The organism is Kitasatospora sp. NPDC038210 (genome assembly GCF_055600605.1).
The window spans coordinates 49,297-74,606 of the sequence record NZ_JBVJYK010000021.1; the positions used below are offsets into that span (position 1 = coordinate 49,297).

Annotated in this window: 18 protein-coding genes and 3 pseudogenes; 13 read left to right on the forward strand and 8 right to left on the reverse strand. The window is 73.1% G+C overall.

Annotation, left to right across the window (positions count from 1 at the left end; all coding sequences use genetic code 11):
• Positions 1-49: 49 nt before the first annotated feature.
• Positions 50-1,129, reverse strand: a pseudogene (locus tag ACZ7KX_RS32355) (FAD-binding protein); the annotation flags it as partial.
• Positions 1,130-1,522: 393 nt separating this feature from the next.
• On the opposite strand from ACZ7KX_RS32355, the gene ACZ7KX_RS32360 reads away from it, so the two are divergent.
• From ACZ7KX_RS32360 to ACZ7KX_RS32400, 9 genes and pseudogenes are all read left to right on the forward strand, one after another.
• Positions 1,523-2,779, forward strand: coding sequence for an SLC13 family permease (locus ACZ7KX_RS32360; RefSeq protein ID WP_470329624.1), 1,257 nt, complete (start codon positions 1,523-1,525; stop codon positions 2,777-2,779).
• A 4-nt stretch (positions 2,780-2,783) separates the two neighbouring features.
• The gene (locus ACZ7KX_RS32365; RefSeq protein ID WP_396546458.1) at positions 2,784-3,272 is read left to right on the forward strand and encodes a universal stress protein; all 489 of its coding nucleotides are present in this window, start codon (positions 2,784-2,786) and stop codon (positions 3,270-3,272) included.
• An 8-nt stretch (positions 3,273-3,280) separates the two neighbouring features.
• A pseudogene (locus ACZ7KX_RS32370) lies at positions 3,281-4,171 on the forward strand (enolase C-terminal domain-like protein); the annotation flags it as partial.
• Positions 4,168-4,932, forward strand: a complete 765-nt coding sequence (locus ACZ7KX_RS32375; protein ID WP_470329563.1) for an SDR family NAD(P)-dependent oxidoreductase — start codon at positions 4,168-4,170, stop codon at positions 4,930-4,932. The pseudogene ACZ7KX_RS32370 and the gene ACZ7KX_RS32375, both read left to right, overlap by 4 nt.
• A 2-nt stretch (positions 4,933-4,934) precedes the next feature.
• Entirely contained in the window at positions 4,935-5,927 is a 993-nt protein-coding gene (locus ACZ7KX_RS32380; protein WP_470329625.1) for an aldo/keto reductase, read from the forward strand.
• Positions 5,927-6,667: a (Fe-S)-binding protein gene (locus ACZ7KX_RS32385; RefSeq protein ID WP_470329564.1), complete on the forward strand. Its 741-nt coding sequence runs from the start codon at positions 5,927-5,929 to the stop codon at positions 6,665-6,667. Before ACZ7KX_RS32380 ends, ACZ7KX_RS32385 begins: the two co-directional genes overlap by 1 nt.
• The gene (locus ACZ7KX_RS32390; protein WP_470329565.1) at positions 6,664-8,148 is read left to right on the forward strand and encodes a LutB/LldF family L-lactate oxidation iron-sulfur protein; all 1,485 of its coding nucleotides are present in this window, start codon (positions 6,664-6,666) and stop codon (positions 8,146-8,148) included. The genes ACZ7KX_RS32385 and ACZ7KX_RS32390 overlap by 4 nt, the downstream gene beginning before the upstream one ends.
• The gene (locus ACZ7KX_RS32395; protein WP_470329566.1) at positions 8,145-8,876 is read left to right on the forward strand and encodes a LutC/YkgG family protein; all 732 of its coding nucleotides are present in this window, start codon (positions 8,145-8,147) and stop codon (positions 8,874-8,876) included. The genes ACZ7KX_RS32390 and ACZ7KX_RS32395 overlap by 4 nt, the downstream gene beginning before the upstream one ends.
• A pseudogene (locus ACZ7KX_RS32400) lies at positions 8,873-9,178 on the forward strand (L-rhamnose mutarotase); the annotation flags it as partial. The gene ACZ7KX_RS32395 and the pseudogene ACZ7KX_RS32400, both read left to right, overlap by 4 nt.
• Positions 9,179-9,310: 132 nt before the next feature.
• On the opposite strand, the gene ACZ7KX_RS32405 reads toward ACZ7KX_RS32400, so the two are convergent.
• Entirely contained in the window at positions 9,311-10,528 is a 1,218-nt protein-coding gene (locus tag ACZ7KX_RS32405; protein WP_470329567.1) for an ROK family transcriptional regulator, read from the reverse strand.
• 71 nt (positions 10,529-10,599) lie between these two features.
• Positions 10,600-12,030: a xylulokinase gene (gene xylB / locus ACZ7KX_RS32410; RefSeq protein WP_470329568.1), complete on the reverse strand. Its 1,431-nt coding sequence runs from the start codon at positions 12,028-12,030 to the stop codon at positions 10,600-10,602.
• A gap of 96 nt (positions 12,031-12,126) precedes the next feature.
• Between xylB and xylA the strand changes: the two genes are divergently transcribed.
• Positions 12,127-13,299, forward strand: coding sequence for a xylose isomerase (gene xylA / locus ACZ7KX_RS32415; protein ID WP_470329569.1), 1,173 nt, complete (start codon positions 12,127-12,129; stop codon positions 13,297-13,299).
• A 203-nt stretch (positions 13,300-13,502) separates the two neighbouring features.
• Here xylA and ACZ7KX_RS32420 read toward each other — a convergent pair whose 3' ends face one another.
• The 5 genes from ACZ7KX_RS32420 to ACZ7KX_RS32440 all read right to left on the reverse strand — a co-directional run bounded on the left by ACZ7KX_RS32420 (position 13,503) and on the right by ACZ7KX_RS32440 (position 19,962).
• Complete coding sequence (locus ACZ7KX_RS32420; protein ID WP_470329570.1) at positions 13,503-14,591, reverse strand: aldose epimerase family protein; 1,089 nt, start codon at positions 14,589-14,591, stop codon at positions 13,503-13,505.
• A 120-nt stretch (positions 14,592-14,711) separates the two neighbouring features.
• Entirely contained in the window at positions 14,712-16,220 is a 1,509-nt protein-coding gene (gene araA, locus ACZ7KX_RS32425; protein ID WP_470329571.1) for an L-arabinose isomerase, read from the reverse strand.
• An 11-nt stretch (positions 16,221-16,231) separates the two neighbouring features.
• The gene (locus ACZ7KX_RS32430) at positions 16,232-16,900 is read right to left on the reverse strand and encodes an L-ribulose-5-phosphate 4-epimerase (RefSeq protein ID WP_470329572.1); all 669 of its coding nucleotides are present in this window, start codon (positions 16,898-16,900) and stop codon (positions 16,232-16,234) included.
• Positions 16,897-18,594, reverse strand: coding sequence for a ribulokinase (locus ACZ7KX_RS32435; RefSeq protein ID WP_470329573.1), 1,698 nt, complete (start codon positions 18,592-18,594; stop codon positions 16,897-16,899). Before ACZ7KX_RS32435 ends, ACZ7KX_RS32430 begins: the two co-directional genes overlap by 4 nt.
• A 378-nt stretch (positions 18,595-18,972) precedes the next feature.
• Complete coding sequence (locus tag ACZ7KX_RS32440) at positions 18,973-19,962, reverse strand: LacI family DNA-binding transcriptional regulator (RefSeq protein ID WP_470329626.1); 990 nt, start codon at positions 19,960-19,962, stop codon at positions 18,973-18,975.
• A gap of 1,274 nt (positions 19,963-21,236) precedes the next feature.
• On the opposite strand from ACZ7KX_RS32440, the gene chvE reads away from it, so the two are divergent.
• The 3 genes from chvE to mmsB all read left to right on the forward strand — a co-directional run bounded on the left by chvE (position 21,237) and on the right by mmsB (position 25,233).
• Positions 21,237-22,331, forward strand: a complete 1,095-nt coding sequence (chvE, locus tag ACZ7KX_RS32445; RefSeq protein ID WP_470329574.1) for a multiple monosaccharide ABC transporter substrate-binding protein — start codon at positions 21,237-21,239, stop codon at positions 22,329-22,331.
• A 115-nt stretch (positions 22,332-22,446) separates the two neighbouring features.
• Positions 22,447-23,994, forward strand: a complete 1,548-nt coding sequence (mmsA, locus tag ACZ7KX_RS32450) for a multiple monosaccharide ABC transporter ATP-binding protein (RefSeq protein WP_470329575.1) — start codon at positions 22,447-22,449, stop codon at positions 23,992-23,994.
• A 3-nt stretch (positions 23,995-23,997) separates the two neighbouring features.
• Positions 23,998-25,233 (forward strand): multiple monosaccharide ABC transporter permease, encoded by a 1,236-nt coding sequence (gene mmsB / locus ACZ7KX_RS32455; protein WP_470329576.1) that lies wholly within the window; start codon positions 23,998-24,000, stop codon positions 25,231-25,233.
• Positions 25,234-25,310: the final 77 nt, after the last annotated feature.

Here is a 25,310-nt window from a genome sequence, read left to right on the forward strand (position 1 = left end):
GACACCACGTCGCCCCGACCGGCCTCCGGCGTCCCCGAGACGAGGACGGGGCCGCCTCGACCGTCGTCACCGCGTCCGCCACGGCCGCCACGTCGGGGTGCCAGGTGAAGTGGAAGGCGACGCAGTCACGTCGGTAGGCGGGGCTGAGCCACAGCCCGTCGGCCGCCACCGTGCGGATCTCGCCGATCTGCAGGGCCGGTGCGATCCGTTCCCTGACGGCGTCCAGCGCGTCGAAGGCGCGGACGGCGTCGGCGCCTTCGACGAAGTACTCGGACTGCAGCTCGTCGCCGCTGCTCGGCGTGAAGTCCGCCCGGAAGTGCGGGAGCCGGGCGTGCCACCGGCCCGGGACGCCCAGCTGCCGCGTGCAGGGTTCGGGCGGGCACCCCGGCACGGGATGCCGCGGGCCGTCGGCGAGAACCGCGCCGAGCCAGGTCCCGGGCGCGTCGGGGCCGCCCCGCCGCTTGAGCCAGACCTGGTCGATCCGGTCCGTGCGCCAGCGCGTGAAGAGGCTGACGCTGTACGCCGCAGCCGTGATCTCGTCGAACCGCTCCCTCAGCACGGCCGTCGGCAGGCCCTCGTAGACCCACTGCCGGACCTCGAAGGCCGGCACCAGGTCCAGGGTCAGCCGGGTGACCACGCCGAGGGCGCCCAGGGCCACGACCGAACCGGGGAACTCCGCCGCGCCCCGGCCGATCGTCAGCAGGTCGCCGTCCGCCGTGACCAGTTCGACGGCCCGCACCGCCGTGGCGAGGCAGCCGTTGGCCACCCCCGAGCCGTGCGTCCCGGTGGCGCACGCGCCCGCGACCGAAATGTGCGGCAGCGAGCCGAGGTTGTGCAGCGCGAACCCCTCCCGGTCCAGCACCGCGGCGAGCTCGCCGAACCGCAGCCCGGCGCTCACCGTGACCGCGCCGGCCCGCGCGTCCAGCTCGACCACCCGGGGCAGGCCGGCGACGGACACCTGGTCGCCCGTGGTGTCGGCGATCGCGTTGAACGAGTGCCCGGTCCCGAGGACCCGCACGGGCCGGGCGCCCGCGACGATCTGCCGCAACTCCGCCACGGAGCGCGGCTCGTGGCACCGCTCGGCGCCGAACCTGATGTTCCCGGCCCAGTTGGTCGCGGCCACGGTCACGGGTGGTGCCTCCTCGGTCTCGGGCGCCCACCGGTGCGGTCGGCGGGCGGGGCCGCAGGCGGGTCGACAGAAGCTCAGCAGCGGCTCAGCGCCGGGTCGGCGTCGCGGTCAGCACCGGGTCAGCCGCACCGCGACGCCGTCATGGGCGTGGATCAGCGTCGCACGGTACCCTCCGCGTCGACCGTGACGCCGCCGAACCCGCCCTGCGGCGTGCGCCCGCCGATCACCGGCACCACGACGTCGTCGTCGAGCTGGACACCGGGGCCGTGCCCACCGCGCGACTCCCCCGCGCCGACACCGGCGGTGCGGCGGCCAACCGGTACATTCCTACCGGCTCACCTGCGTGTTTCCGGATCGGGTGGGTGGTCACCGTCACCTGCGAGGAGCAAGACCCTGAGTACGTCATCCGCCGAAGCGCTGTCCGTCGGCCTGCTGGTGCTGGTGCTGGTCTGCGCGGTGGTACGGCCCTGGGGCTGGCCGGAGGCGGTCGTCGCGGTCCCGGCCGCCGGGCTGGCGATCGCCACCGGCGCGATCTCCTGGGACCACGCGGTGGCCGAGGCGCAGCGGCTCGGGCCGGTGATCGGGTTCCTGGCGGCCGTGCTGGTGCTGGCGCAACTGTGCGACGACGAGGGCCTGTTCCGTGCCTGCGGGGCGTGGATGGCCCGGACGTCGGCCGGGAGTCCACGGCGGCTGCTGGTGCAGGTGTTCGTGGTCGCCTCGGTGGTCACGGCGGTGCTCAGCCTGGACGCCACCGTGGTGCTGCTGACGCCGGTGGTGTTCGTCACCGCGGCCCGGCTCGGCGCGCGCCCCAAGCCGCACCTGTACGCCTGCACCCACCTGTCGAACACCGCCTCGCTGCTGCTGCCGGTCTCCAACCTCACCAACCTGCTGGCCTTCGCCGCCAGCGGGTTGAGCTTCACCCGGTTCGCCGCACTGATGGCGCTGCCGTGGCTGGCGGCCATCGCCGTCGAGTACGTGGTGCTGCGCCGGTTCTTCGCCGCCGATCTCGACGCGGGCGCCCCGGCCGCGGGCGAGGCGGAGGCGCCGGAGATGCCGCTGTTCGCGCTGGTCACCGTCGCCTGCACGCTCGCCGGATTCGTCCTGACCTCGATCGTCGGCGTCGATCCGGCCTGGGCGGCGCTGGCCGGCGCGCTGGTGCTCGCCGTCCGGGCCCTGGTCCGGCGGCGCTCCACCCCGGTGGCGATCGTGCGCTCGGCCGCCGTGCCGTTCCTGGCCTTCGTCCTGGCGCTCGGCATCGTGGTCCGGGCCGTGGTCGACAACGGGCTGGCCTCCGCGCTCGGGCACCTCGTGCCCCACGGCACCTCGCTGCCCGCGCTGCTGGGCACCGCGGCGCTGGCGGCGGTGCTCGCGAACGTCATCAACAACCTGCCCGCCACCCTCGTGCTGCTCCCGCTGGCCGTGCCGTCCGGCGCCGGGGCGGTGCTGGCGGTGTTGCTCGGGGTCAACATCGGCCCCAACCTCACCTACGCCGGCTCGCTGGCCACCCTGCTGTGGCGGCGCATCGTGCGCGAGCACGACACCGAGGTCGGCCTGGGCGAGTTCACCCGCCTCGGACTGCTCGTCGTGCCCGCTGCCCTGGTGACGGCCGTGGTGGCACTGTGGGGGTCCCTGCACATCATCGGAGGCTGACCGCGTGACCGTCGTCGTCTGGATCACCGAAGGCACCTGGCCCGCCTGCGTGGACGCCGCCCGCGCCCACGCACCCCGGGAGGCGGAGATCGTCCTGCTCCACGTCAGCGGCCAGGAGGTCCCCGGCGTCGCGCACGGCGCGTTCGCCGGACTGCTCGGTCGCGGCCACCGCGAGCGCGACCCCGGCACCCGGGTGGAGACCCTGGCGGCAGCCTCCGCCCGGGAACTCCTCGACGCCGCCGCCGAGCGGCTCGGACGGCCCTGCGCCCGGGTGGAGCGGACCGGACGGGTCGAGCGCGAGGTCGTCGCGGCCACCGAGGGCGCGGCGTTGCTCGTCCTCGCCCGCGACGGCGACCGCACCCGCCTCGGACCGCACAGCCTCGGCCCCGCGACCCGGTTCGTCGTCGACCACGCGCCCTGCCCGGTGCTGCTGGTCTGGCCGGAACCGGCGCCCGGCACCGCCACGATCCCTCCCCCGCCCGACGGACGGTAGCGGTACCGGGCCGCGACGCCTGGGCCGTGACTTCGGGTCAGTGGCTCCGGACCCAGTGCCCGACCGCCGGTGCCCCCGTCAGTGCCCGACGGCCGGTCCGGGGTGGGAGAGCCGGTAGCGGCCGCCCCGCCTACACCACCTCCCCCGGCTGGCTGGGCTACGACGACGAGAAGCTCACCCGCCTCGCCCGCGAGGCCGTCTCGGACGGCTTCCGCCAGATCAAGCTGAAGGTCGGCGCCGACCTGGCGGACGACATCCGCCGCTGCCGCGCCGCCCGCGCCGCCGTCGGGCCCGACATCCGGATGGCCATCGACGCCAACCAGCGCTGGAACGTGGCCGAGGCCGTCGAATGGACCAAGGCACTGGCGGAGTTCGACCCGTACTGGATCGAGGAGCCCACCAGCCCCGACGACGTGCTCGGGCACGCCACCATCCGGCGCGGGGTCAGCCCGGTGAAGGTCGCCACCGGCGAGCACGTGCAGAACCGCGTCGTCTTCAAGCAGCTGCTCCAGGCCGGTGCCATCGACGTCCTCCAGCTGGACTCGGCCCGGGTCGGCGGCGTCAACGAGAACCTCGCGATCCTTCTGCTCGCCGCGAAGTTCGGCGTCCCGGTCTGCCCGCACGCCGGCGGCGTGGGCCTGTGCGAGCTCGTCCAGCACCTGTCCATGTTCGACTTCGTCGCCCTCACGGGCACCACCGAGGACCGCGTCATCGAGTTCGTCGACCACCTCCACGAGCACTTCCTCGACCCGGTGGTGATCGCCGACGGCCACTACCGCGCGCCCACCCTCCCCGGCTTCTCGGCCGCCATGCACCAGGATTCACTGGACACCTACCACTACCCGCACGGCTCCTTCTGGGCCGCGGAACCGACGCCGAACCAGGAGGCGGGCGCATGACGACCGCGGAACTCGACGGACTGACGGCACTCGTCACCGGTGGCGCCTCCGGCATCGGCCTCGCCACCGCGTCCCTGCTCGCCGAGCGCGGCGCGCGGGTCGCCGTCCTCGACCTCCACCCCGGAACGGTGCGGGATCCGGTGCTGGGCTTCGCCGTCGACGTCACCGACGACACCTCCGTGCGGACCACCGTCGCGGCGGCGGCCCGCACCCTCGGCGGAATCGACATCCTGGTCAACAACGCGGGCATCGGCGCGACCGGCACCGTCGAGGACAACTCCGACGAGCAGTGGCACCGCGTCCTCGACGTCAACCTGCTCGGCGTCGTCCGCACCACCCGCGCCGCCCTGCCGCACCTGCGCCGCTCCCGGCGCGCCTCGGTGGTCAACACCTGCTCCGTCGCCGCCACCGCCGGCCTCCCCCAGCGCGCGCTCTACTCAGCGACCAAGGGCGCCGTCCTGGCACTCACCCGGGCGATGGCCGCCGACCACGTCCGCGAGGGCATCCGGGTCAACTGCGTCAACCCCGGCACCGTGGACACCCCCTGGGTGGGACGGCTGCTGGACGCCACCGACGACCCGGCCGCCGAACGTGCGGCGCTGAGCGGCCGCCAGCCGCACGGACGCCTGGTCACCGCCCAGGAGGTGGCCGCCGCCATCGCCTACCTGGCCTCCCCCTCGGCCGGCAGCACCACCGGCACCGCGCTGCAGGTCGACGGCGGAATGGCGGGGCTGCGGCTGCGTCCGGAGCCCCGGCCGTGACCGTGCCCCGCCGGACCCTCGGGCACAGCGACGTCGCGGTCGGCGAGCTCGCCTTCGGCGCGGCGGGCATCGGCAACCTCTTCACCCCGGTGACCGACGCCGACGCCGAGCAGGCCGTCGCCGCCGCCTGGGAGTCCGGCGTACGGTACTTCGACACCGCCCCGCACTACGGCCTGGGCCTGTCCGAGCGGCGGCTCGGCCGCGCCCTGCGCGGCCGGCCCAGGGACCAGTACGTCCTGTCCACCAAGGTCGGCCGACTGCTGCGCCCGTCACCGGAACCGGCGGGCGACGACCTCGCCCACGGCTTCGCCGTCCCCGCCACCCGGCACCGGGTCTGGGACTTCAGCGCCGCGGGCGTCCGCCGCTCGATCGAGGACAGCCTGGAGCGCCTCGGCCTGGACCGGATCGACGTCGTCTACCTGCACGACCCGGACGACCACGCGGAGCCGGCACTCGCCGAGGCGTACCCGGAACTGGCCCGGCTGCGCGCCGAGGGCATGGTGGGCGCGATCGGCGTCGGGATGAACCAGGCCGAGCTCCTCACCCGCTTCGTCCGCGAGACCGACCTCGACGCCGTCCTGCTGGCGGGCCGCTACAGCCTGCTCGACCAGCGCGGACTCACCGAGCTGCTGCCGCTGGCCGCCGAACGCGGCGTCGGCGTCGTCATCGGCGGCGTCTTCAACTCCGGCCTGCTCGCCGACCCCCGCCCCGGGGCCACCTTCGACTACGCCGCCGCACCCGCGGAGCTGATCGCCCGCGCGCTGGACCTCAGGGCCGTCTGCGAGAAGCACGGGGTGCCGCTGCGCGCCGCTGCGCTGCGCTTCCCGTTCGGGCACCCCGCCGTGGTGAGCGTGCTGGTCGGTACCCGCAACGCCGACGAGGCCCGGGACGCCGCCGCCATGCTCCGGCACCCGGTCCCCGACGAGCTGTGGGCGGAGCTGAAGGACCGCGGTCTGCTCCCACCGGACGTCCCGACCCCGCAGGAGGCACCCTGATGCGCGTCGCGCTGTTCATCACCTGCTTCAACGACACCCTGTTCCCCGGCACCGGCCGGGCCGTGGTGAGCGTCCTCGAACGGCTCGGCCACACCGTGGAGTTCCCGCAGGACCAGACCTGCTGCGGGCAGATGCACGTCAACACCGGCTACCGCACGGACGCCGTCCCGCTGGTCGCCCGGTTCGCGCGCGCCTTCGGCGAGTACGACGCGGTCGTCACGCCGTCCGCGTCCTGCGCCGGGCTGGTCCGGGAGCACCACCCCGCCCTCGCCGACGAGTACAGCCCCCCGGAGCTGCGTCGACAGGTCGCCGAACTGGCGCCCCGGGTCCACGAGTTCACCGAGTTCCTGACCGACGTCCTCGGCGTCACGGACGTCGGTGCGCGCTTCCCGCACCGGGTCACCTACCATCCGACCTGCCACTCGCTGCGCGGGCTGCGCCTCGGCGACCGGCCGCAGCGGCTGCTGCGCGCGGTGGAGGGCCTCGACCTGGTCGAGCTCCCGGCCGCCGGCTCGTGCTGCGGCTTCGGCGGCACCTTCGCCGTCAAGAACGCCGCGACCTCCGGCGCGATGCTCCTCGACAAGGTCGACGCCGTCCTGGAGACCGGGGCCGACGTCCTGTGCACGGTCGACAACTCCTGCCTGATGCACATCGGTGGCGGCCTGTCCCGGCAGGCCGCCCCGGTGCGGACCATGCACCTGGCCGAGATCCTGGCCACGACCGAAGGGGGACGCCCGTGACCGGAAAGGTGCCCGCGACCACGCCGGGAGACCGCGGCGTGGTGTGGCTGGGCTCGCCGTCCTTCCCGGACGCCGCCCGGGAAGCCCTCGGGAACGCCCGGCTGCGGGCCAACCTGAAGCGGGCGACGACCGTCATCCGCGACAAGCGCCTCGCCGCGGCCTCCGAGCTGGACGACTGGGAGGAGCTGCGCGCCGCCGCCGACGCCGTCAAGACCCGGACCCTGCGCCACCTCGACCACCATCTGCTGCGGCTGGAGGAGACGGTCACCGCCGCCGGCGGAACCGTGCACTGGGCGGCGGACGCGGCGGAGGCCAACCGGATCGTCACCGAGCTGGTCCGAGCCACCGGCGAGCGTGAGGTGGTCAAGGTCAAGTCGATGGCCACCCAGGAGATCGGCCTCAACGAGCACCTGGCCGAAGCCGGCATCACCGCGTACGAGACCGACCTCGCCGAACTGATCGTCCAGCTCGGCGACGACCGCCCCTCCCACATCCTGGTCCCCGCGATCCACCGCAACCGCACCGAGATCCGCGACCTGTTCGCCGCCGAGATGGGCCACTGGGGCCGCCCCGCACCCGACGGCCTCAGCGACGACCCCAAGGCACTGGCCGAGGCGGCCCGGCTGCACCTGCGGGAGAAGTTCCTCACCGCCAAGGTGGCCGTGTCCGGCGCCAACTTCGCCGTCGCCGACACCGGAACGGTCATGGTCGTCGAGTCCGAGGGCAACGGGAGGATGTGCCTCACCCTTCCGCAGACCCTGATCACCGTCATGGGCATCGAGAAGGTCCTCCCCACCTGGGCCGACCTGGAGGTGTTCCTCCAACTGCTGCCCCGCTCCTCCACCGGCGAGCGGATGAACCCCTACACCTCCGCCTGGACCGGGGTGACCGACGGCGACGGGCCCCAGGACTTCCACCTCGTCCTGCTCGACAACGGCCGCACCGACACCCTCGCCGACACCGTCGGCCGCCAGGCCCTCGCCTGCATCCGCTGCTCCGCCTGCCTCAACGTCTGCCCGGTGTACGAACGCACCGGCGGCCACGCCTACGGCTCGGTCTACCCCGGACCGATCGGCGCCGTCCTCACCCCACAGCTCGTCGGCGTCGGCAGTGACACGAAGAGCAGCGCCGCCACGCTTCCGTTCGCCTCCACCCTGTGCGGGGCCTGCTACGACGCCTGCCCGGTGAAGATCGACATCCCGAAGCTGCTGGTCCACCTGCGGGCCCGAGTGGTCGAGGCCGGGGGACGATCGGCGGAGTCCCTGGCGATGAAGGCCGCCGCCACCGTCCTCGACTCCCCCGCGCTGTTCACCGCCGCCCAGAAGGCGGCCTCGCTCGGCGGCCGGGCCCTCGCCCGGGGCGGGCGGATCGGCCGGCTGCCCGGACCGCTGCACGGCTGGTCCGACAGCCGCGACACCCCCGCGCCGCCCGCCGAGTCCTTCCGCGCGTGGTGGCGCAAGAACAGGGAGAGCGATCGATGAGCAGCCGTGAGACCGTCCTCGCCCGCATCCGCGCCGCCCTCGCCGACGTCCCCGCCGACGAGGGCCCGGACGACCTGCCCGTACCCCGCTCCTACCGGCGCGGCCACACCGCCCCCGGGCAGGACCTCGTGGCCCTGTTCGCCGAACGCGTCGCCGACTACCGCGCCACGGTCACCCGGACCGGACCGGCCGGACTGCCCGGGGCGATCGCCACCGCCCTCACCGCGCGCGGTGCCGGGCGGCTGGCGGTGCCCGCCGGCTTCCCGGACGACGCCCTGCCGTCCGGGGGGTGGGAGTGGCACCGTGAGCCCCTGGACGTCTCCGCCCTGGACGCCCTCGACGGCGCCGTCACGCTCGCGGCCGTCGGCATCGCCGTCACCGGCACCATCGCCCTGGACACCGGGCCGGGCCAGGGCAGGCGCGCGCTCACCCTCGTCCCGGACTACCACCTGTGCGTCGTCCGCGCCGAGCAGATCGTCGACGACGTCCCCGCGGCGCTCGCGCGCCTCGACCCTCGGCGGCCGCTGACGTTCGTCTCCGGCCCGTCGGCGACCAGCGACATCGAACTCGACCGGGTCGAGGGCGTCCACGGGCCGCGGACCCTGCACGTCATCGTCGTCGACACCACCGACACCACCGACACCACCGGCGGCACCCTCCACACGACGGCCGGCACCACCGGCGCCACCGTCGGCACCACCGACCCCGAGCCTGCGGAGCAGCCATGAGGATCGCCCTGCACACCCGCGTCCGTGCGGACCGGATCGAGGAGTACGAGGCCGCGCACCGCGAGGTTCCCGCCGAACTCACCGACGCCATCAGGGCGGCCGGCGTGAGCTCCTGGACCATCTGGCGCAGCGGGTCCGAGCTGTTCCACCTCCTGGAGTGCGAGGACTACGGCCGGCTGCTCGCCGAGCTGGAGGGCCTGCCGGTCAACATCGTCTGGCAGGCGCGGATGGCCGAACTCCTCGACGTCGTCCACGACTACTCGGCGGCCGGTGCCGCGGCCGGACTCCCCGTGGTGTGGGAGCCGGCCCGGGAGCACGACGGCGAGTACGTCCACGTACGGGTCACCACCGCGGACGGGCACGCCATGGTGGTGGTCGAGCACGACTGACCCGCCCGGGGCCCGGCGCCCGGGACTCCGGGCTCCGTCCCCCGGTCAGCCCACCGGCAGCAGGGTCGGGTCCGCCATGATGCGGCGGACCGTGGTCAGCGCCGCGCCCAGCAGCGGACCGCGCCGCCCCAGCGCGGACGGGCGCAGCGCCTCCGGGGCCCACGGCCGCACGGTGACCCGGGCGGCCAACTCGGCGCGCACGGACGGGATCAGCCAGTCGGCGAGTTCGGCGTAGGCGCCGCCGAGGACCAGTCCGTCCGGATCGATGAGCTCGACGGCCGAGGCGAGGGCGAGGCCCAGCGCCTGCCCGGCGCGGTCCAGCGCCGCCAGGGTGGGCGCGTGCCCGGCGGCCGCGCGCTCGGCCAGCAGGGCGATCGGGTCGCCCGCCGGGGCCGCTCCGGCCCCGGCGGCACCGGCGGCCTCGCCGCGGGCACCGCCGGGCCGTACGAGGCCGGCCTCGCGCAGCACGGCCGCCTCGCCCGCGTACTGCTCCAGGCAGCCGCGGGCACCGCAGGCGCACTCCACGCCGTCGGGCCGGACGGGGATGTGGCCGAGTTCGCCGGCGAAGCCGCGGGCGCCCCGGAACAGCCGCCCGTCGATGACCAGGGCGGCGCCGATCCCGGTCTCGGCGGAGACGTGGACGAAGGTGTCCACGGCCTGCTCGGCGGTCCAGTGTTCGGCCAGCGCCCCGAGGTTGGCCTCGTTCTCCGGTTCGGGCACGGTGTCCGGGTCGGGCCAGTGGTCGGCGAGCCGGACGCCGTGCCAGCCGAGGTTGGGCGCGCGCTCGACCAGTCCGCCGGGCCCGTTCGGCACCACCCCGGGCACGGCCAGGACGCGGCCCTCGACCCGCAGGCCGAGGCCGGCGGCCTCCGCCTGCGCCTCGGCTGCCAGCGCGGCGGCCTCCGCCAGGACCCGCCCGGCCGGCCGGCCCGCGTTGACGCCTTCCACCCGGAGCCACACCCGGGGCTCGCCGCGCAGGTCCACCACGCACGCGCCGAGGTGGTTGACGCCGATCTCCAGGCCGAGGCCGGCGGGGCCCTCGTCGGTCACCGACAGCGCGCGTCCGGGGCGACCGACCCTGCCGTCGGGCGAGGTCTCCGCCTCGGTCAGCGCACCCCGCCCGATCAGCTCGTCGACCAGCGACGAGACGGCCGCCCGGGTCAGGCCGACGCGTCCGGCGACGTCCGCGCGGGAGAGCGGGCGGGGCAGCGAGCCGTGCGCGGCGACCGCACCGAGGACGACCGAGAGGTTCCGCCGTCGCATGTCCTGTTGCGACGCGGGCCCGTTCCCCGGAATGCTCTTCGCCTTGCCGACCACGGTCACGCGCCGCCCCCCTAGCGATCGTCGGCCGGAGCGCCCTGCAGGTCTCCGGCCCGACGCAGGGTATCGCTGATCCGTTCGAGTGCCTCGTCGTCCCGCTTCACCGGGTCCAGCACCGGGCCCCGCGCCGTCCTCCAGCGGCGGGCGACGGCGTCGGCGGGCTCGCCGGTGAGCAGCGCGGCGGCCTGGGCGGCGGCGCCGAGCGCGACCGGTTCCGGTGCGTCCGGCACCTGGACCGCGCGGCCCGAGAGCCGCAGGACGGTCTGCTGCCAGGCCTTTCCGCGGGCGCCGCCGCCGATCAGCAGCAGCGGCGCGCCGCCCGCCGGGTCCGCTCCGCCCGCGCGCAGCACCCCGTCCAGGGCGGCGAGCAGGGCGTGGGCGGCGCCGTCGTAGGCGGCCTGCAGCAGCTGGCCGCGGGTGGTGTCGTGGCGCAGCCCGTGGATCAGGCCGGAGGCACCCGGGAGGTTCGGTGTCCGTTCGCCGTCCAGGTAGGGAAGGACGACCGCGGTGCCACCGTCCTCGACCTCGTCGCGGCCGCGTCCGAGCAGGGCGGCGAAGCGGTCGACGGCGAGGGTGCAGTTGAGGGTGCAGGCCAGTGGCAGCCAGCCGCCGAGGGCGTCGGCGAAGCCGGCCACGGTGCCGCTCGGGTCGGTGGGCCTGGTCCGGCCCACGGCGTAGACGGTGCCGGAGGTGCCGAGGCTGAGCACCGGTTGGCCGGGGAGCAGGCCTAGGCCGAGGGCCGCGGCCATGTTGTCGCCGGTGCCGGTGGCCACCGGGGCGCCTTCGCGCAGCGGCGTGCCGGCGCGCACGACGCCGGCGCGGGCGCCCGGGGGCAGGACCTCCGGCAGCAGGCCGGGGTCGAGCCCGATCCGGGCGAGGACGTCCAGGTCGTAGCCGTCCGGTCCCCACCAGCCGGTTCCCGAGGCGTCGCCGCGGTCGGTGGCGGCCGCTCCGGTCAGCCGCTCGGTCAGGAAGTCGTGGGGCAGCCGGACGGCCGCGACCCGGTCGGCGGCGGCGGGCTCGTGGGCGCGCAGCCAGGCCCACGTGGGGGCGGTGAAGGCCGCGGTGGGCACGCTGCCGGTGCGGCGGGCGAGTTCCGCGGCGCCGATCGCGGCCGTCAGCGCGCGGGCCTGGGGCGCGGACCGGACGTCGTTCCAGAGCAGCGCCGGGCGGACCGGCGCTCCGGCAGCGTCCAGGGTGACCAGACCGTGCTGCTGGCCGGCGATCGAGACGGCGGCGGCGCGGTCCGACCAGCCGGTCGCCGCCGCGGCCTCCCCGAGTGCGCCCCACCACTGCTCGGGGTCGCTCTCGCGCCCGGCGCCCGTGCTGACCGTGTGCGGGGCGCGGCCCCGGCCCAGGACGGCGCCGGTGTCGATGTCGACGGCGAGCGCCTTGGTGGACTGGGTGGAGCTGTCGAAGCCGATCACGACACGCTGCTCGGGCACGCGTTCCTCCGGTGGGGTTCCTTCTGGCGTCACGGCATACTAATTTGTTGAGAGCCCTGACAAACACCCTTTCGGCACGGAATCCGGAGCCGCTCCATGTCCAGCGACACGCTCACCCCCACCCCCGCGCACAAGTTCACCTTCGGCCTGTGGACCGTCGGCTGGCAGGGGCGCGACCCCTTCGGCGACGCGACCCGCCCGGCCCTCGACCCGGTCGAGAGCGTGCAGCGGCTGGCCGGCCTCGGCGCCTACGGCGTCACCTTCCACGACGACGACCTGATCCCCTTCGGAGCGGGCGAGGCCAGCCGTGAGCAGACCGTCAAGCGCTTCCGCGCCGCGCTGGACGACGCCGGGCTGACCGTCCCGATGGCGACCACCAACCTGTTCACCCACCCGCTCTTCAAGGACGGCGCCTTCACCGCCAACGACCGCGACGTACGGCGCTACGCGCTGCGCAAGACGATCCGCAACATCGACCTGGCGGCCGAGCTCGGCGCCTCGGTCTACGTCGCCTGGGGCGGGCGCGAGGGTGCCGAGTCCGGCGCGGCCAAGGACGTGCGCACCGCGCTCGACCGGCTGAAGGAGGCCTTCGACCTGCTGGGCGAGTACGTCGAACAGCAGGGCTACGACCTGCGCTTCGCGATCGAGCCCAAGCCCAACGAGCCGCGCGGCGACATCCTGCTGCCCACCGTCGGCCACGCCCTGGCGTTCATCAACGCGCTGGAGCGGCCCGACCGGGTCGGCCTCAACCCCGAGGTCGGCCACGAGCAGATGGCCGGGCTCAACTTCCCGCACGGCATCGCCCAGGCACTGTGGCACGGCAAGCTGTTCCACATCGACCTCAACGGCCAGTCCGGCATCAAGTTCGACCAGGACCTCCGCTTCGGCGCGGGCGACCTCCGCCAGGCCTTCTGGCTGGTCGACCTGCTGGAGTCGGCCGGGTACGACGGCCCGCGGCACTTCGACTTCAAGCCGCCGCGCACCGAGGACTTCGACGGCGTCTGGGCCTCTGCGGCCGGCTGCATGCGCAACTACCTGCTGCTGGCCGAGCGCTCCCGCGCCTTCCGGGCCGACCCGGAGGTCCAGGCCGCGCTCACCGCCTCCCGGCTGCCCGAACTCGCCCTCCCCACGGCCGGGGACGGCCTGGCCGGGCTGCTCGCGGACCGCTCCGCCTTCGAGGAGTTCGACGTCGACGCCGCCGCCCGGCGCGGCATGGCCTTCGAGCAGCTGGACCAGCTGGCCCTCGAACACCTCCTCGGCGCCCGCTGACCGATCCCGGGAGGACCGAGCCGGGCCGTGCGGACAGCACGGCCCGGCTCCGCCGTCGTGCGGCAGGAGTCGCTCCCCCGTCACAGGCGAAGGCGGAGGGAGGGAAGGGCGAGGCCCCGCGCGCACGGGCGACGTGGAGGGGTGGCGGGCCCCGCCGGGCCCACCACCCCTCCGCTTCACTCTCGGCGGCTACTGCTCCGCCGCTATTCCGCCGAGAAGCGGTAGACCGTCCTCGACCGGTACTTCTCGCCCGGGCGGAGGAGGGTGGAGGGGTAGTCGGGCCGGTTGGGCGAGTCCGGGAAGTGCTGGGCCTCCAGCGCGATGCCCGCGTACGCGGTGTACCGGCGGCCGGAGCGGCCGATCAGCGAGCCGTCGAAGTGGTTGCCGGTGTAGACCTGGAGGCCCGGCTCCGTGGTCAGGCACTCGACCTGCCGGCCGCTCGCCGGGTGGCTCAGCACGGCGGCCCGCCGGAACCCGCAGCCGTCGAGCACCCAGTTGTGGTCGAACCCGCCACCGGCCGCCCGGAGCTGGGGGTGCTCCGCGGTGACGCACCCAGCGATCCTGCGGGCGCGGCGGAGGTCGAACGGCGTGCCGGCGACCGGCTCGACCGGGCCGAGCGGGATCAGGTCCCCGTCCACCGGGAGGTACCCGGCGGCCTCGACGCGCAGCAGGTGGTCGAGCACCGTCCCGCCGCCCTCGCCGGCCAGGTTGAAGTAGGCGTGATTGGTGAGGTTGACGACCGTCGGGGCGTCCGTGGCGGCCTGGTAGGTGATCGAGAGCTCGCCGTCGGAATCGAGCAGGTACGTCACCTCGGCGGTGACGGTTCCCGGGAACCCCTGGTCCCCGGCGGGGCTGCGCAGGCGGAAGCGGACGCCGACCTGCCGGTCCGCCCGGACCGGAACGCCGTCCCAGAGGCGGGTGGCGAAGCCGTCCGGGCCTCCGTGCAGGGTGTGTCCGGTGAGCTGGGTGTCCAGCCGGTACATCACGTCGCCGAGTCGCAGCACGCCGCGGGCGATCCGGTTGGCGTAGCGGCCGACGGTCGCGCCGAGGTACGACGCCTGGCCGAGCAGGTCCTTCACACTGCCGCCGGCGAGGACCACATTGGCCTTCCGCCCGGCACGGTCGGGCGCGTTCAGGGCCTGGAGGCGGGCGCCCAGGCTGAGCACCTCGGCCGTCACCCCGGCCCGGGAGCCGAACGTCCAGCGGGTGATACGCCGGCCGTCCGGCACGGCCGCGGCGACCTCCTGGGTCACCATCAGGTCACCGGGGGAGACGAGGACGTCTCTGGGCACGGGCTGCTCTCCGTTCGGAGGGGTGCGGTGAGGGGCTGCACGGGACTGCGGAGCAGGGTTCGGGGAAAGGGGTGACGCCCGCCGGGTGGGCGGGCGTCGTCGCGCAGGGGACTGCGAAGGTCACAGCCCTTGGGCCAGCCGGTGGTAGGCCTGGTTCCAGCGCAGTTCCTTGGTGAAGCGGCGCATCGTGGTGTCGTCGTCGATCACCAGGAGTTCGACGCCGAGCATCTCGGCGAGGTCGTCGAGCTCCTCGGTGCCGAGCGCGCCGGAGAGCACGGTGTGGTGCGGGGCTCCGGCGGTCAGCCAGGCCTCGGCGGAGGTCTGCAGGTCCGGGCGCGGCCTCCAGACGGCACGGGCGACGGGCAGGTTGGGCAGCGGCTCCGGCGAGGGGACCACGTCGACCTCGTTGGCGACCAGCCGGAAGCGGTCGCCCAGGTCGGCGAGGCCGACCACCACGGCCGGGCCGGGCTCGGCGTCGAACACCAGGCGGACCGGGTCCTCCCGCCCGCCGATGCCGAGCGGGTGGATCTCGCACGAGGGGGTGTCGGCGGCGATGCTCGGGCAGACCTCCAGCATGTGCGCGCCGAGGATCAGCTCGCTGCCGAACTCCAGGTGGTAGGTGTAGTCCTCCATGAAGGAGGTGCCTCCGGCCAGCCCGGTGGAAGCCACCTTGAGGGTGCGCAGCAGGGTGGCGGTCTTCCAGTCGCCCTCGCCGCCGAAGCCGTACCCGTCGGCCATCAGCCGCTGCACCGCCAGGCCGGGCAGCTGGCGCAGCCCGCCGAGGTCCTCGAAGTTGGTGGTGAAGGCCTTGAAGCCGCCCTGCTCCAGGAAGCCGCGCAGGCCGAGCTCGATGCGCGCGGCGTAGCGCAGCGAATCGTGGCGCTCCCCGCCGGCCCGCAGTTCGGGCACGAGGCGGTAGCTGTCCTCGTACTCCTTGGCCAGCGTGGTGACGTCGGCGTCCTCCGCCGCGTCCACCGCGGCGACCAGGTCGTTGACGCCGTAGGTGTTGACGGAGACGCCGAAGCGCAGCTGCGCCTCGACCTTGTCCCCCTCGGTGACGGCCACGTCGCGCATGTTGTCGCCGAAGCGGGCGAGCTTGAGGCCGCTCAGTTCGGCGCGGCCGGCCGCGGCACGGGACCAGGTGGCGATCCGGGCGGCCACCGTCGGGTCGCTGACGTGCCCGGCGACGGTCTTGCGGGCCACTCCGAGGCGGGACTGGATGAAGCCGAACTCGCGGTCGCCGTGGGCGGCCTGGTTCAGGTTCATGAAGTCCATGTCGATGGAGCCCCAGGGGAGTTCGACGTTGGCCTGGGTGTGGAGGTGCAGCAGCGGCTTGCGCAGGGCGTCGAGTCCCGCGATCCACATCTTGGCCGGGGAGAAGGTGTGCATCCAGGCGATCAGGCCGATGCAGTCGTCCGCGGAGTTGGCCTCCAGGCAGACCCGGCGGATGGCGCTCGCGTCGGTGAGGACGGGCTTCCAGACGATCTCGACCGGTGCGGCGGCGTCCCGGTCGAGGGCTGCGGCGATCCGCTGGGACTGCTCGGCGACCTGCCGCAGCGTCTCCTCGCCGTACAGGCCCTGGCTGCCGGTCAGGAACCAGACCTCGCGGCCTTCGAGTGGCTTGGTCATGGGGTGGCTCCTCACCGGCCCTGGGGCTGGCCGTAGACGTTCTGGTAGCGGAAGTTGAGACTGTCGATGTCCGCCTGGGCGATCGGCAGCGGTTCGCCCAGCTGACGGGAGAGGTGGACGGTGCGGGCCACGTCCTCGCACATCACGGCGGCCTTGACTGCCGCCTCGGCGTCCTTGCCGATGGTGAAGACACCGTGGTTCTGCATCAGGACGGCGGGCGAGCGGTGGCCCTTGAGGGTGTCCACGATGCCCCGGCCGATCGAGTCGTCGCCGATCAGGGCGAAGGGGCCCACCGGGATCTCGGCGCCGAACTCGTCGGCCATCGCGGTGAGGACGCAGGGCACGGCCTCGCCGCGCGCCGCCCAGGCGCTGGCGTAGGTGGAGTGGGTGTGCACCACGCCGCCGACCTCGGGCACGTGGCGGTAGACGTAGGCGTGCGCGGCGGTGTCGGAGGAGGGTGCGTGGTCACCCTCGACGACGTTGCCGTCCAGGTCACAGACGATCATGTTCTGCGGCGTCAGCTCGTCGTAGGAGACCCCGCTCGGCTTGATGACGAGCAGGTCCTCGCCCGGGACGCGGGCGGACACGTTGCCCGCCGTCCACACGACGAGGCCGTAGCGGACGAGTTCCTGGTGGAGGTCGCTGACCTCGCGGCGGATGGCGTCGATGGTCGCGTTCACAATGCCTCGCTCGGGGTGGTGAGGGCGGCGTTCCGGATGTCACGCAGGCGGTGCAGGAGGTTGTCGGCGCCCCGGCCGAAGTGGTCGTGCAGCGCGCGGTACTCGGCGAAGAGCCGGTCGTAGGTGTCGGCGGCGGCCTGCCGCGGCCGGTAGGCGTCCCGGTGCACCCGGCCCATGGCGGCGGCCGCGGTCCGTACGTCCGGGTAGGCTCCGGCGGCGACGGCGGCATGGATGGCGGAGCCGAGGGCCGGCCCCTGCTCGGACTCCGCGACCGAGACCGGGCGGCGCAGCACGTCGGCGTAGATCTGCATCAGCAGGGCGTTCTTCTTGAGGCCGCCGGTGACGATGAACTCGGTGACGGGGACGCCGCCCCGTTCCAGGGCCTCGACGATGACGCGGGTGCCGAAGGCGGTGGCCTCCAGCAGGGCCCGGTAGATCTCCTCGGGACGGGTCGCCAGGGTGAGACCGACGATCACCCCGGACAGGTGGTGGTCGACCAGGGTGGAGCGGTTGCCGTTCATCCAGTCGAGCGCCACCAGTCCGTGCGCGCCGACGGGCTGGTCGGCGGCCTTGCGGGTGAGCAGCCGGTGCAGGTCCTCGCCGTTCGCCTCGGCCTCGGCCAGGTAGTCGGCGGGCACGCCCTGGCGCAGCCACCAGGCGAAGATGTCGCCGACGGCGCTCTGGCCGGCCTCGTAGCCGAAGGAGCCGGTGACGATGCCGTCCTGGACCACGCCGCAGATGCCGGGGACGTCGGCGAGCGTCGCGCCGTTGACGACGTGGCAGGTGGACGTGCCCATGATGGCGAGGAGCCGGCCGTCGTCGACGGCCCGGGCGGCCGGTGCGGCCACGTGGGCGTCGACGTTGCCGGCGGCGACCGCGGTGCCCTCGGGCAGGCCGGTCCACTCCGCGGCCTGCGCGGTGAGCCCGCCGACCCGGGAGCCGAGCGGGGAGAGCGGGTGCTCCAGGCGGGTGCGGGCGAAGTCGGCGAAGTCCGGGTGGAGCGCCGCGAGGTACTCCTCGCCGGGGTAGCTCCCGTCCTGGTGGATGCCCTTGTAGCCGGCCGTGCAGGTGTTGCGGCTCTCGGCGCCGGTGAGCTGCCAGACGATCCAGTCGGCGGCCTCGATCCAGCGGGCGGTCGCGGCGTAGACGGCCCGGTCCTCCTCCAGCACCTGGAGGGCCTTGGCGTACTGCCACTCGGCGGAGATCCGGCCGCCGTAGCGGGAGATCCACTTCTCGGCGCGGGCGTGGGCCAGCGCGTTGATCCGGTCGGCCTGGGGCTGGGCGGCGTGGTGCTTCCAGAGCTTGGGCCAGGCGTGCGGGCGGGACGCCCAGGCGTCCGTCTCGGCCAGCGGGGTGCCGTCGGCGAGCACCGGCAGGACGGTGCAGGCGGTGAAGTCGGTGGCGATGCCGATCACGTGGGCGGGGTCGACGCCGGCGGCGGCGAGCGCGGCGGGGACGGCGGTGCGCAGCACCTCGCGCCAGTCCGCCGGGTGCTGGAGCGCCCAGTCGGGCGGCAACACCGCTCCGGTGCCGGGCAGTTCGCGTTCGATGACGGCGTGCGGGTAGTCGTGGACGGCGGTGCCCAGTTCCTCGCCGTCCCGCACCCGGACGACCACGGCGCGGCCGGAGAGGGTGCCGAAGTCGACACCGACGACGTACCGGTCCGGGTCGGGGGCGGCAGGGATCACGGTCACGTTCTCATCCTTCGTACGGGAGGCGTGCGTTGGTGCCTGTCGCCGGTGCGGTCCTCAACCGGGGCAGGGTGGTTGCGCACCGGCGACAGGCTTCGTTCCGCCACCTCTCCCTCATCGAAGGGCGGAACGGGTGACCGTCGGCCGGGGCGCACAGAAGCGGGATGGCGGCGACCCGGCCGACGGAGCGGGAAGGAGCGTCATTGTTAACGCTCACATGTAGTGTTAGCGCTAACAATCGTACTGTCAAGGCAGGTTCACGGCAGGAACCACGGAATACGGACGATCGAGGCGAAGACACCGCGGATCGGTCACCGGTAGCGACCGCCGCTGCCGATGCCGGTGCCGAACCGGCGACGGTCACCGTCACCGGTAACCGGTTCAGCGCCTCACGGCCGGGCCCGTGCTGCGCCGCAGCACCAGCTCCGGGGAGATCCGCAGATGGGTCGGCGAAGGCGTGGCACCCTCCAGCTCCCCCACGAGCAGTTCCAGAGCGCGCCGGCCGAGTTCGCCGAAGTCCTGCCGCACGGTGGTCAGCGGCGGGATGAAGTAGGCGGCCTCCGGGATGTCGTCGAAGCCGACCACGCTGATGTCGCCCGGGACCGACCGGCCGGCCTCGTGCAGGGCCCGCAGCAGACCGAGGGCCATGTGGTCGTTCGCGCAGAACACGGCGGTGACATCAGGCAGTTCGGCGATCCGCAGCCCCGCCTGGTAGCCCGAGCGGGCACTCCAGTCGCCGCGCTCCACCTCGGGCACGGGGGCTCCGGCCGCCTGCAGCGTCGACCGCCACCCCTCCTCCCGGTCCTGGCTCTCCAGCCAGTTGGCCGGCCCGGCGAGGTGGTGCACCGTGCGGTGGCCCAGGTCGAGCAGGTGCCCGGTGGCTTCTCCGGCGCCGTAATGGTTGCCCACCGACACCATCGGCACCTGGGTCTGATTGCCCGAACCGACCGCGACGAGCGGCACGGAGCTGGAGAGCCGGGCCACCGCACTGACGGCGGAGGTCTGCGGCGCGATCACGACGACGCCCTCCACCCCCTGGTCGCGCAGCCGGTCGACGGCCTCCTGGACCGAACGGCCGTCAAGGGAGCGCAGACTGGTCACGCTGACGAAGTACCCGGCGCTGCGCGCGGCCTGCTCGATGCCGTCCAGCATCGACGCGGGGCCGTACAGGGTCGAGTCGAAGCTGACCACCCCGAGGGTCTGCGAGCGTCGGGTCACCAGCGCGCGGGCGGCGGAGTTGGGCCGATAGTCCAGCTCCCGTATTGCTGCCAGCACCCGGTCCCGGGTGTCGGGCCGCACGTGCGGGGCGCCGTTGAGCACCCGGGACACCGTCTGGTGGGACACCCCCGCCAGTTTCGCCACGTCCGCCATCACGGGCTGACGCGATTCCGCCCCGGCGCTATCGGTTCCCACTCGCAGTTCCCTCCTCGGCTTCGGACCACAGTACGCGACCTGGTCCGGGCCGATCCGTCACCCTCGGTTCAACCAGCGGTTTCTCTTCATACCAGCAACGCGGGCTGCTCACATGCGCCAACATTGCCAAGTTAACGCTCATGGTCACGCCGTGGCGGTGATCGCCGAGATCGCTTCCCCGTCGGCCGCACGGCGGCACCGAGCAGTGAGCGGTTCGGCACTCAGCGCAGCCGAATCGCCACCGGGCCGGGAGCTCGCCACGCAGCCTTCGGCGTCACGCACCCCGGCACGGGTGGGGCTCCGCTTCGCGCTCCAGGAGACCCGGCCGCACCGGAGAGCCGCGCCGATTCGCCTCCCGAGACGCGGCCGACGACCCTCCGCACGGTTCCCGCCGGAGCGCGGTGCGGGCGGGGGCTCCACACCGGGCAGTACCGGCGCCCTCAGGGCCGGTACCCCGCGCCCGGAACGTCGGGCCCTGGAGGGATTCCTCGGCGATGTTAGCGTTAACAAGCATCGCGCCGGCCTGGTACCGTCACTGCCGAAAGCCGCCGTGGAAGCGGCCTCCGGCCTCCACGGAATGATCCCGAGCAGCCCGCCACGGCAGGCCGCCGGGCCGGAATCCGGGGCCCTTCCGGCCTCCCGCCCGCCTCTTCCCGCCGTCCCCCGTCGAGCGAAGAGGCGGCAGCCGCCCTCCCCTCCCCCGGCGGCGACCGGAAGGGCTCCCCTTCTTCCCCGAAAATCGACGCCGCCCCGAACGTCCGCCGAACTTCCTCCTCGGCGGACGTACTTCGGCATTCCGCCACACGGATCCGTTGTACGGCGCCGGACGCGCAGCCCCGGTGGGCCCACCGCGACCGGCGACCGACCCCGCCCGGATCCGACAGCACGAACGCCCGGGCCACCGCACGACGAATCGATCACCCCGGTTGTCGAACTCGACATTCCCTCGCAATCCACCATCCGTTCATCCGGAGCATTGCGGGACATTCACCCCTCCGGCGGGCGGACGGCCTCCGGACCAGCCGACGGAACACTGGGATCCAACGGTGATCCCGCACCCCTTGACGGCGCCGTTGTTAGCGTTAACACTTCATGTCACGCCAGGCCAGAGCTACCGCAACCCGCCTTCCACAGCACCGGGAACCGCTCCGGCCGGCCCCGCCCGACCGCTCCCGGTCGCCCGATCGGGATCGCTCCGTGCCGGTCGCGGAACATCATCACTGGAGGAACTTGTGCGGAAGCTTTCAGCGGGCCTCGTCGCGGTGGGCCTGACGCTCTCGCTGGCGGCCTGCGGTCAGAGCGCCAACGGTGCCGGCGACGGTACGGCCAAGGGCGACACCAAGGGCGGCCTCGTGGGCATCGCGATGCCGACCAAGTCGTCGGAACGCTGGATCAACGACGGCACCAACATGGTCAAGGAGTTCCAGTCCAAGGGCTACAAGACCGACCTGCAGTACGGCGACAACGTGGTCGAGAACCAGGTCTCCCAGGTGGAGAACATGATCACCAAGGGCGCAAAGCTGCTGGTGATCGCCGCCATCGACGGCTCCTCCCTCACCAACGTGCTGCAGAAGGCCGCCGACGCGCACATCCCGGTCATCTCCTACGACCGGCTGATCCGGGGCACCCAGAACGTCGACTACTACGCGACCTTCGACAACTACAAGGTCGGCGTCCTCCAGGGCAGCTACATCGCCGACAAGCTCGGCCTCAAGGACGGCAAGGGCCCGTTCAACGTCGAGCTGTTCGCCGGCTCCCCGGACGACAACAACGCCACCTTCTTCTTCAACGGCGCGATGAGCGTCCTCAAGCCGTACATCGACCAGAAGAAGCTGGTCGTGCAGAGCGGCCAGACCGAGTTCAACCAGGTCGCCACGCTGCGCTGGGACGGCGCTCTCGCCCAGTCCCGGATGGACAACCTGCTGAGCAAGGCCTACACCGGCGCCCACGTCGACGCCGTGCTGTCGCCGTACGACGGCATCTCGATCGGCATCCTCTCCTCGCTGAAGGCCGTCGGCTACGGCACCGCCAAGTCCCTGCCCGTCGTCACGGGCCAGGACGGCGAGCTGGCCTCGGTGAAGTCGATCATCGCGGGCGAGCAGACCCAGACCGTCTACAAGGACACCCGGCAGCTCGCCAAGGCCGCCGTCCGGATGGGCGACGCCCTGCTGACCGGCGGCAAGCCCGAGGTCAACGACACCACCCAGTACAACAACGGCGCGAAGACCGTTCCGGCCCAGCTGCTCCAGCCGGTCAGCGTCGACAAGGACAACTACCAGAAGGTCCTGGTCGACGGCGGTCAGTACACCGCGGACCAGCTCAAGTAGCCCGCGGGGCCCGGTCGACGGGCCCCGCGCCGACACCGGCGGTGCGGAACCCGGGCTCACCGAGCCCGGGGCCTCCTCCCCCACCGCACCACCCCGAACGATACGGAAGCACACCATGGCTGGACCGGTTCTCGAAATGCGGTCGATCAGCAAGTCGTTCCCCGGCGTCAAGGCGCTCTCCGAGGTCAACCTGAGCGTCGGCGCCGGTGAGGTGCACGCCATCTGCGGTGAGAACGGCGCCGGCAAGTCCACCCTGATGAAGGTGCTCAGCGGCGTCTACCCGCACGGCAGTTACGAGGGCGAGATCCTCTTCGAGGGCGAGCCCTGCCGGTTCAGGGACATCCGGGCCAGCGAGCAGCGCGGCATCGTCATCATCCATCAGGAACTGGCCCTGGTGCCGTACCTGTCCGTCGCCGAGAACGTCTTCCTGGGCAACGAGCACGCCACCCGGGGCATCATCAGCTGGCACCGCACGCTCACCCACGCCGCCGAACTGCTGCGCCAGGTCGGCCTGGACGAGAGCCCGCACACCCGGGTCGCGGACCTCGGCGTGGGCAAGCAGCAGCTGGTCGAGATCGCCAAGGCGCTCGCCAAGAAGGTCAAGCTGCTCATCCTGGACGAGCCGACCGCCGCGCTGAACGACGAGGACAGCCGCAAGCTGCTCGACCTGATCCTCGAACTCAAGGCGCAGGGGATCTCCTGCATCATCATCTCGCACAAGCTGAACGAGATCGCCCGGGTCGCCGACTCCGTGACCATCCTGCGCGACGGACGGACCATCGAGACCATCGCGATCGGTCCGGAGGGCATCTCCGAGGACCGGATCATCCGCGGCATGGTCGGCCGGGACCTGGAACACCGCTATCCCGAGCGCACTCCCGAGATCGGTGAGGTCGCCTTCGAGGTCGAGGACTGGACCGTCCGGCACCCGATCGACCAGCAGCGCACCGTCGTGGACGGCGCCTCGCTGAACGTGCGGCGCGGCGAGATCGTCGGCATCGCCGGGCTGATGGGCGCCGGCCGCACGGAACTCGCGATGAGCGTCTTCGGCCGCTCGTACGGGCGGTGGAGCGGCGGGCGGGTGCGGCTGCACGGCCGGGAGATCCGCACCCGGACGGTGCCGGAGGCGATCGGGCACGGCATCGCGTACGTCACCGAGGACCGCAAGCACTTCGGTCTGAACCTCATCGACGACATCAGCCGGAACATCTCGCTGAGCGCGCTCGGCAAGGTCGCCCGGTACGGCCGGGTCGACCGGCACGAGGAGAGCAGGGTCGCCGAATCGTTCCGGCGGACCATGAACATCAAGGCCCCGACGGTGTTCACCCGGACCGGCACGCTCAGCGGCGGCAACCAGCAGAAGGTCGTCCTCAGCAAGTGGATCTTCGCCGAACCGGAGGTGCTGATCCTCGACGAGCCCACCCGGGGCATCGACGTCGGCGCCAAGGCGGAGATCTACACCGTCATCGCCGAGCTGGCAGCCCAGGGCAAGGCCGTGCTCGTCATCTCGTCCGAACTCCCCGAACTCCTGGGTCTGTGCGACCGGATCTACACCATGGCCGAAGGCCGGATCACCGGAGAGGTCCTCCGCGCCGAAGCCACCCAGGAAAACCTCATGCGGCTCATGACCATGAGCACCGCATCCAGCAACGAGCAGGTGTGAGGCATGGCCCCGACCGAGATCATCCCGGATACGTCCCCGAAGGCGCCGCAGGCCGGCCCGAGCCCCTCCATCGGCTCCGCACTCGCCGGCGCGCTGCGCGGCAACGTGCGCCAGTACGGCATGCTGGTCGCGCTGGCCCTGATCGTGGTGCTGTTCCAGATCTGGACGGACGGCATCCTGCTCCAGCCGCTCAACATCACCAACCTGATCCAGCAGAACGGCTACATCCTCATCCTGGCGATCGGCATGATGATCGTCATCATCGCCGGGCACATCGACCTGTCGGTCGGATCGCTCGCGGCCTTCGTCGGCGCGGCCGCCGCCGTGATGATGGTCAAGCACCACCTGCCCTGGCCGGTGGCCCTGATCGTGGCACTGGTGATCGGGGCCCTCGCCGGCGCCTGGCAGGGCTTCTGGATCGCCTACCTCGGGATCCCGTCCTTCATCGTCACCCTGGCGGGCATGCTGCTCTTCCGCGGCGGCACCCAGATCCTCCTGCAGGGCCAGTCGGTCGCCCCGTTCCCCAAGGGCTTCCAGAACATCAGCAGCGGCTTCCTCCCGGAGGTCGGCCCGCACACCGACTACCACAACCTCACCCTGCTGCTGGGCCTCGCGGTGCTGGCCGTCGCCGTCGTCCAGGAGCTGCGCGGGCGGCGCCAGACCGCCTCGTACGGGCTGGAGGTGCTCCCGCTCGGGCTGTTCCTGGCCAAGCTCGCCGTGATCACGGCCGCCGTGCTGGTGTTCACGCTGCTGCTGGCCAGCTACCACGGTGTGCCGATCGTCCTGCTGATCCTCGGCGCCCTGCTGGTCGGCTTCGGCTACCTGATGCGCAACTCGATCATCGGGCGGCACACCTACGCGATCGGCGGCAACGAGGCCGCGGCCAAGCTGTCCGGGGTGAAGAGCAAGCGCGTCGTCTTCCTCGCCTTCACCAACATGGGCGTCCTCGCGGCGCTCGCCGGACTGGTCTTCGCGGCACGGCTCAACGCCGGCACGCCGCAGGCCGGCATCAACTTCGAACTGGAGGCCATCGCCGCCGCCTTCATCGGCGGCGCCTCCGCCAGCGGCGGCGTGGGCACCGTCCTCGGAGCGATCATCGGCGGCCTGGTCCTGGGCGTGCTGAACAACGGCATGTCGCTCGTCGGCGTCGGCACCGACTACCAGCAGGTCATCAAGGGCCTGGTGCTCCTCGCGGCCGTCGGCTTCGACGTCTACAACAAGCGCAAGGCCGGTTCCTGACCCGGCCTGCCCCCGAACGCGGGCGGGGAACAGCACGGTGAAATGTGGGCACCGTGCCGTTCCCCGCCCGTTCGTCT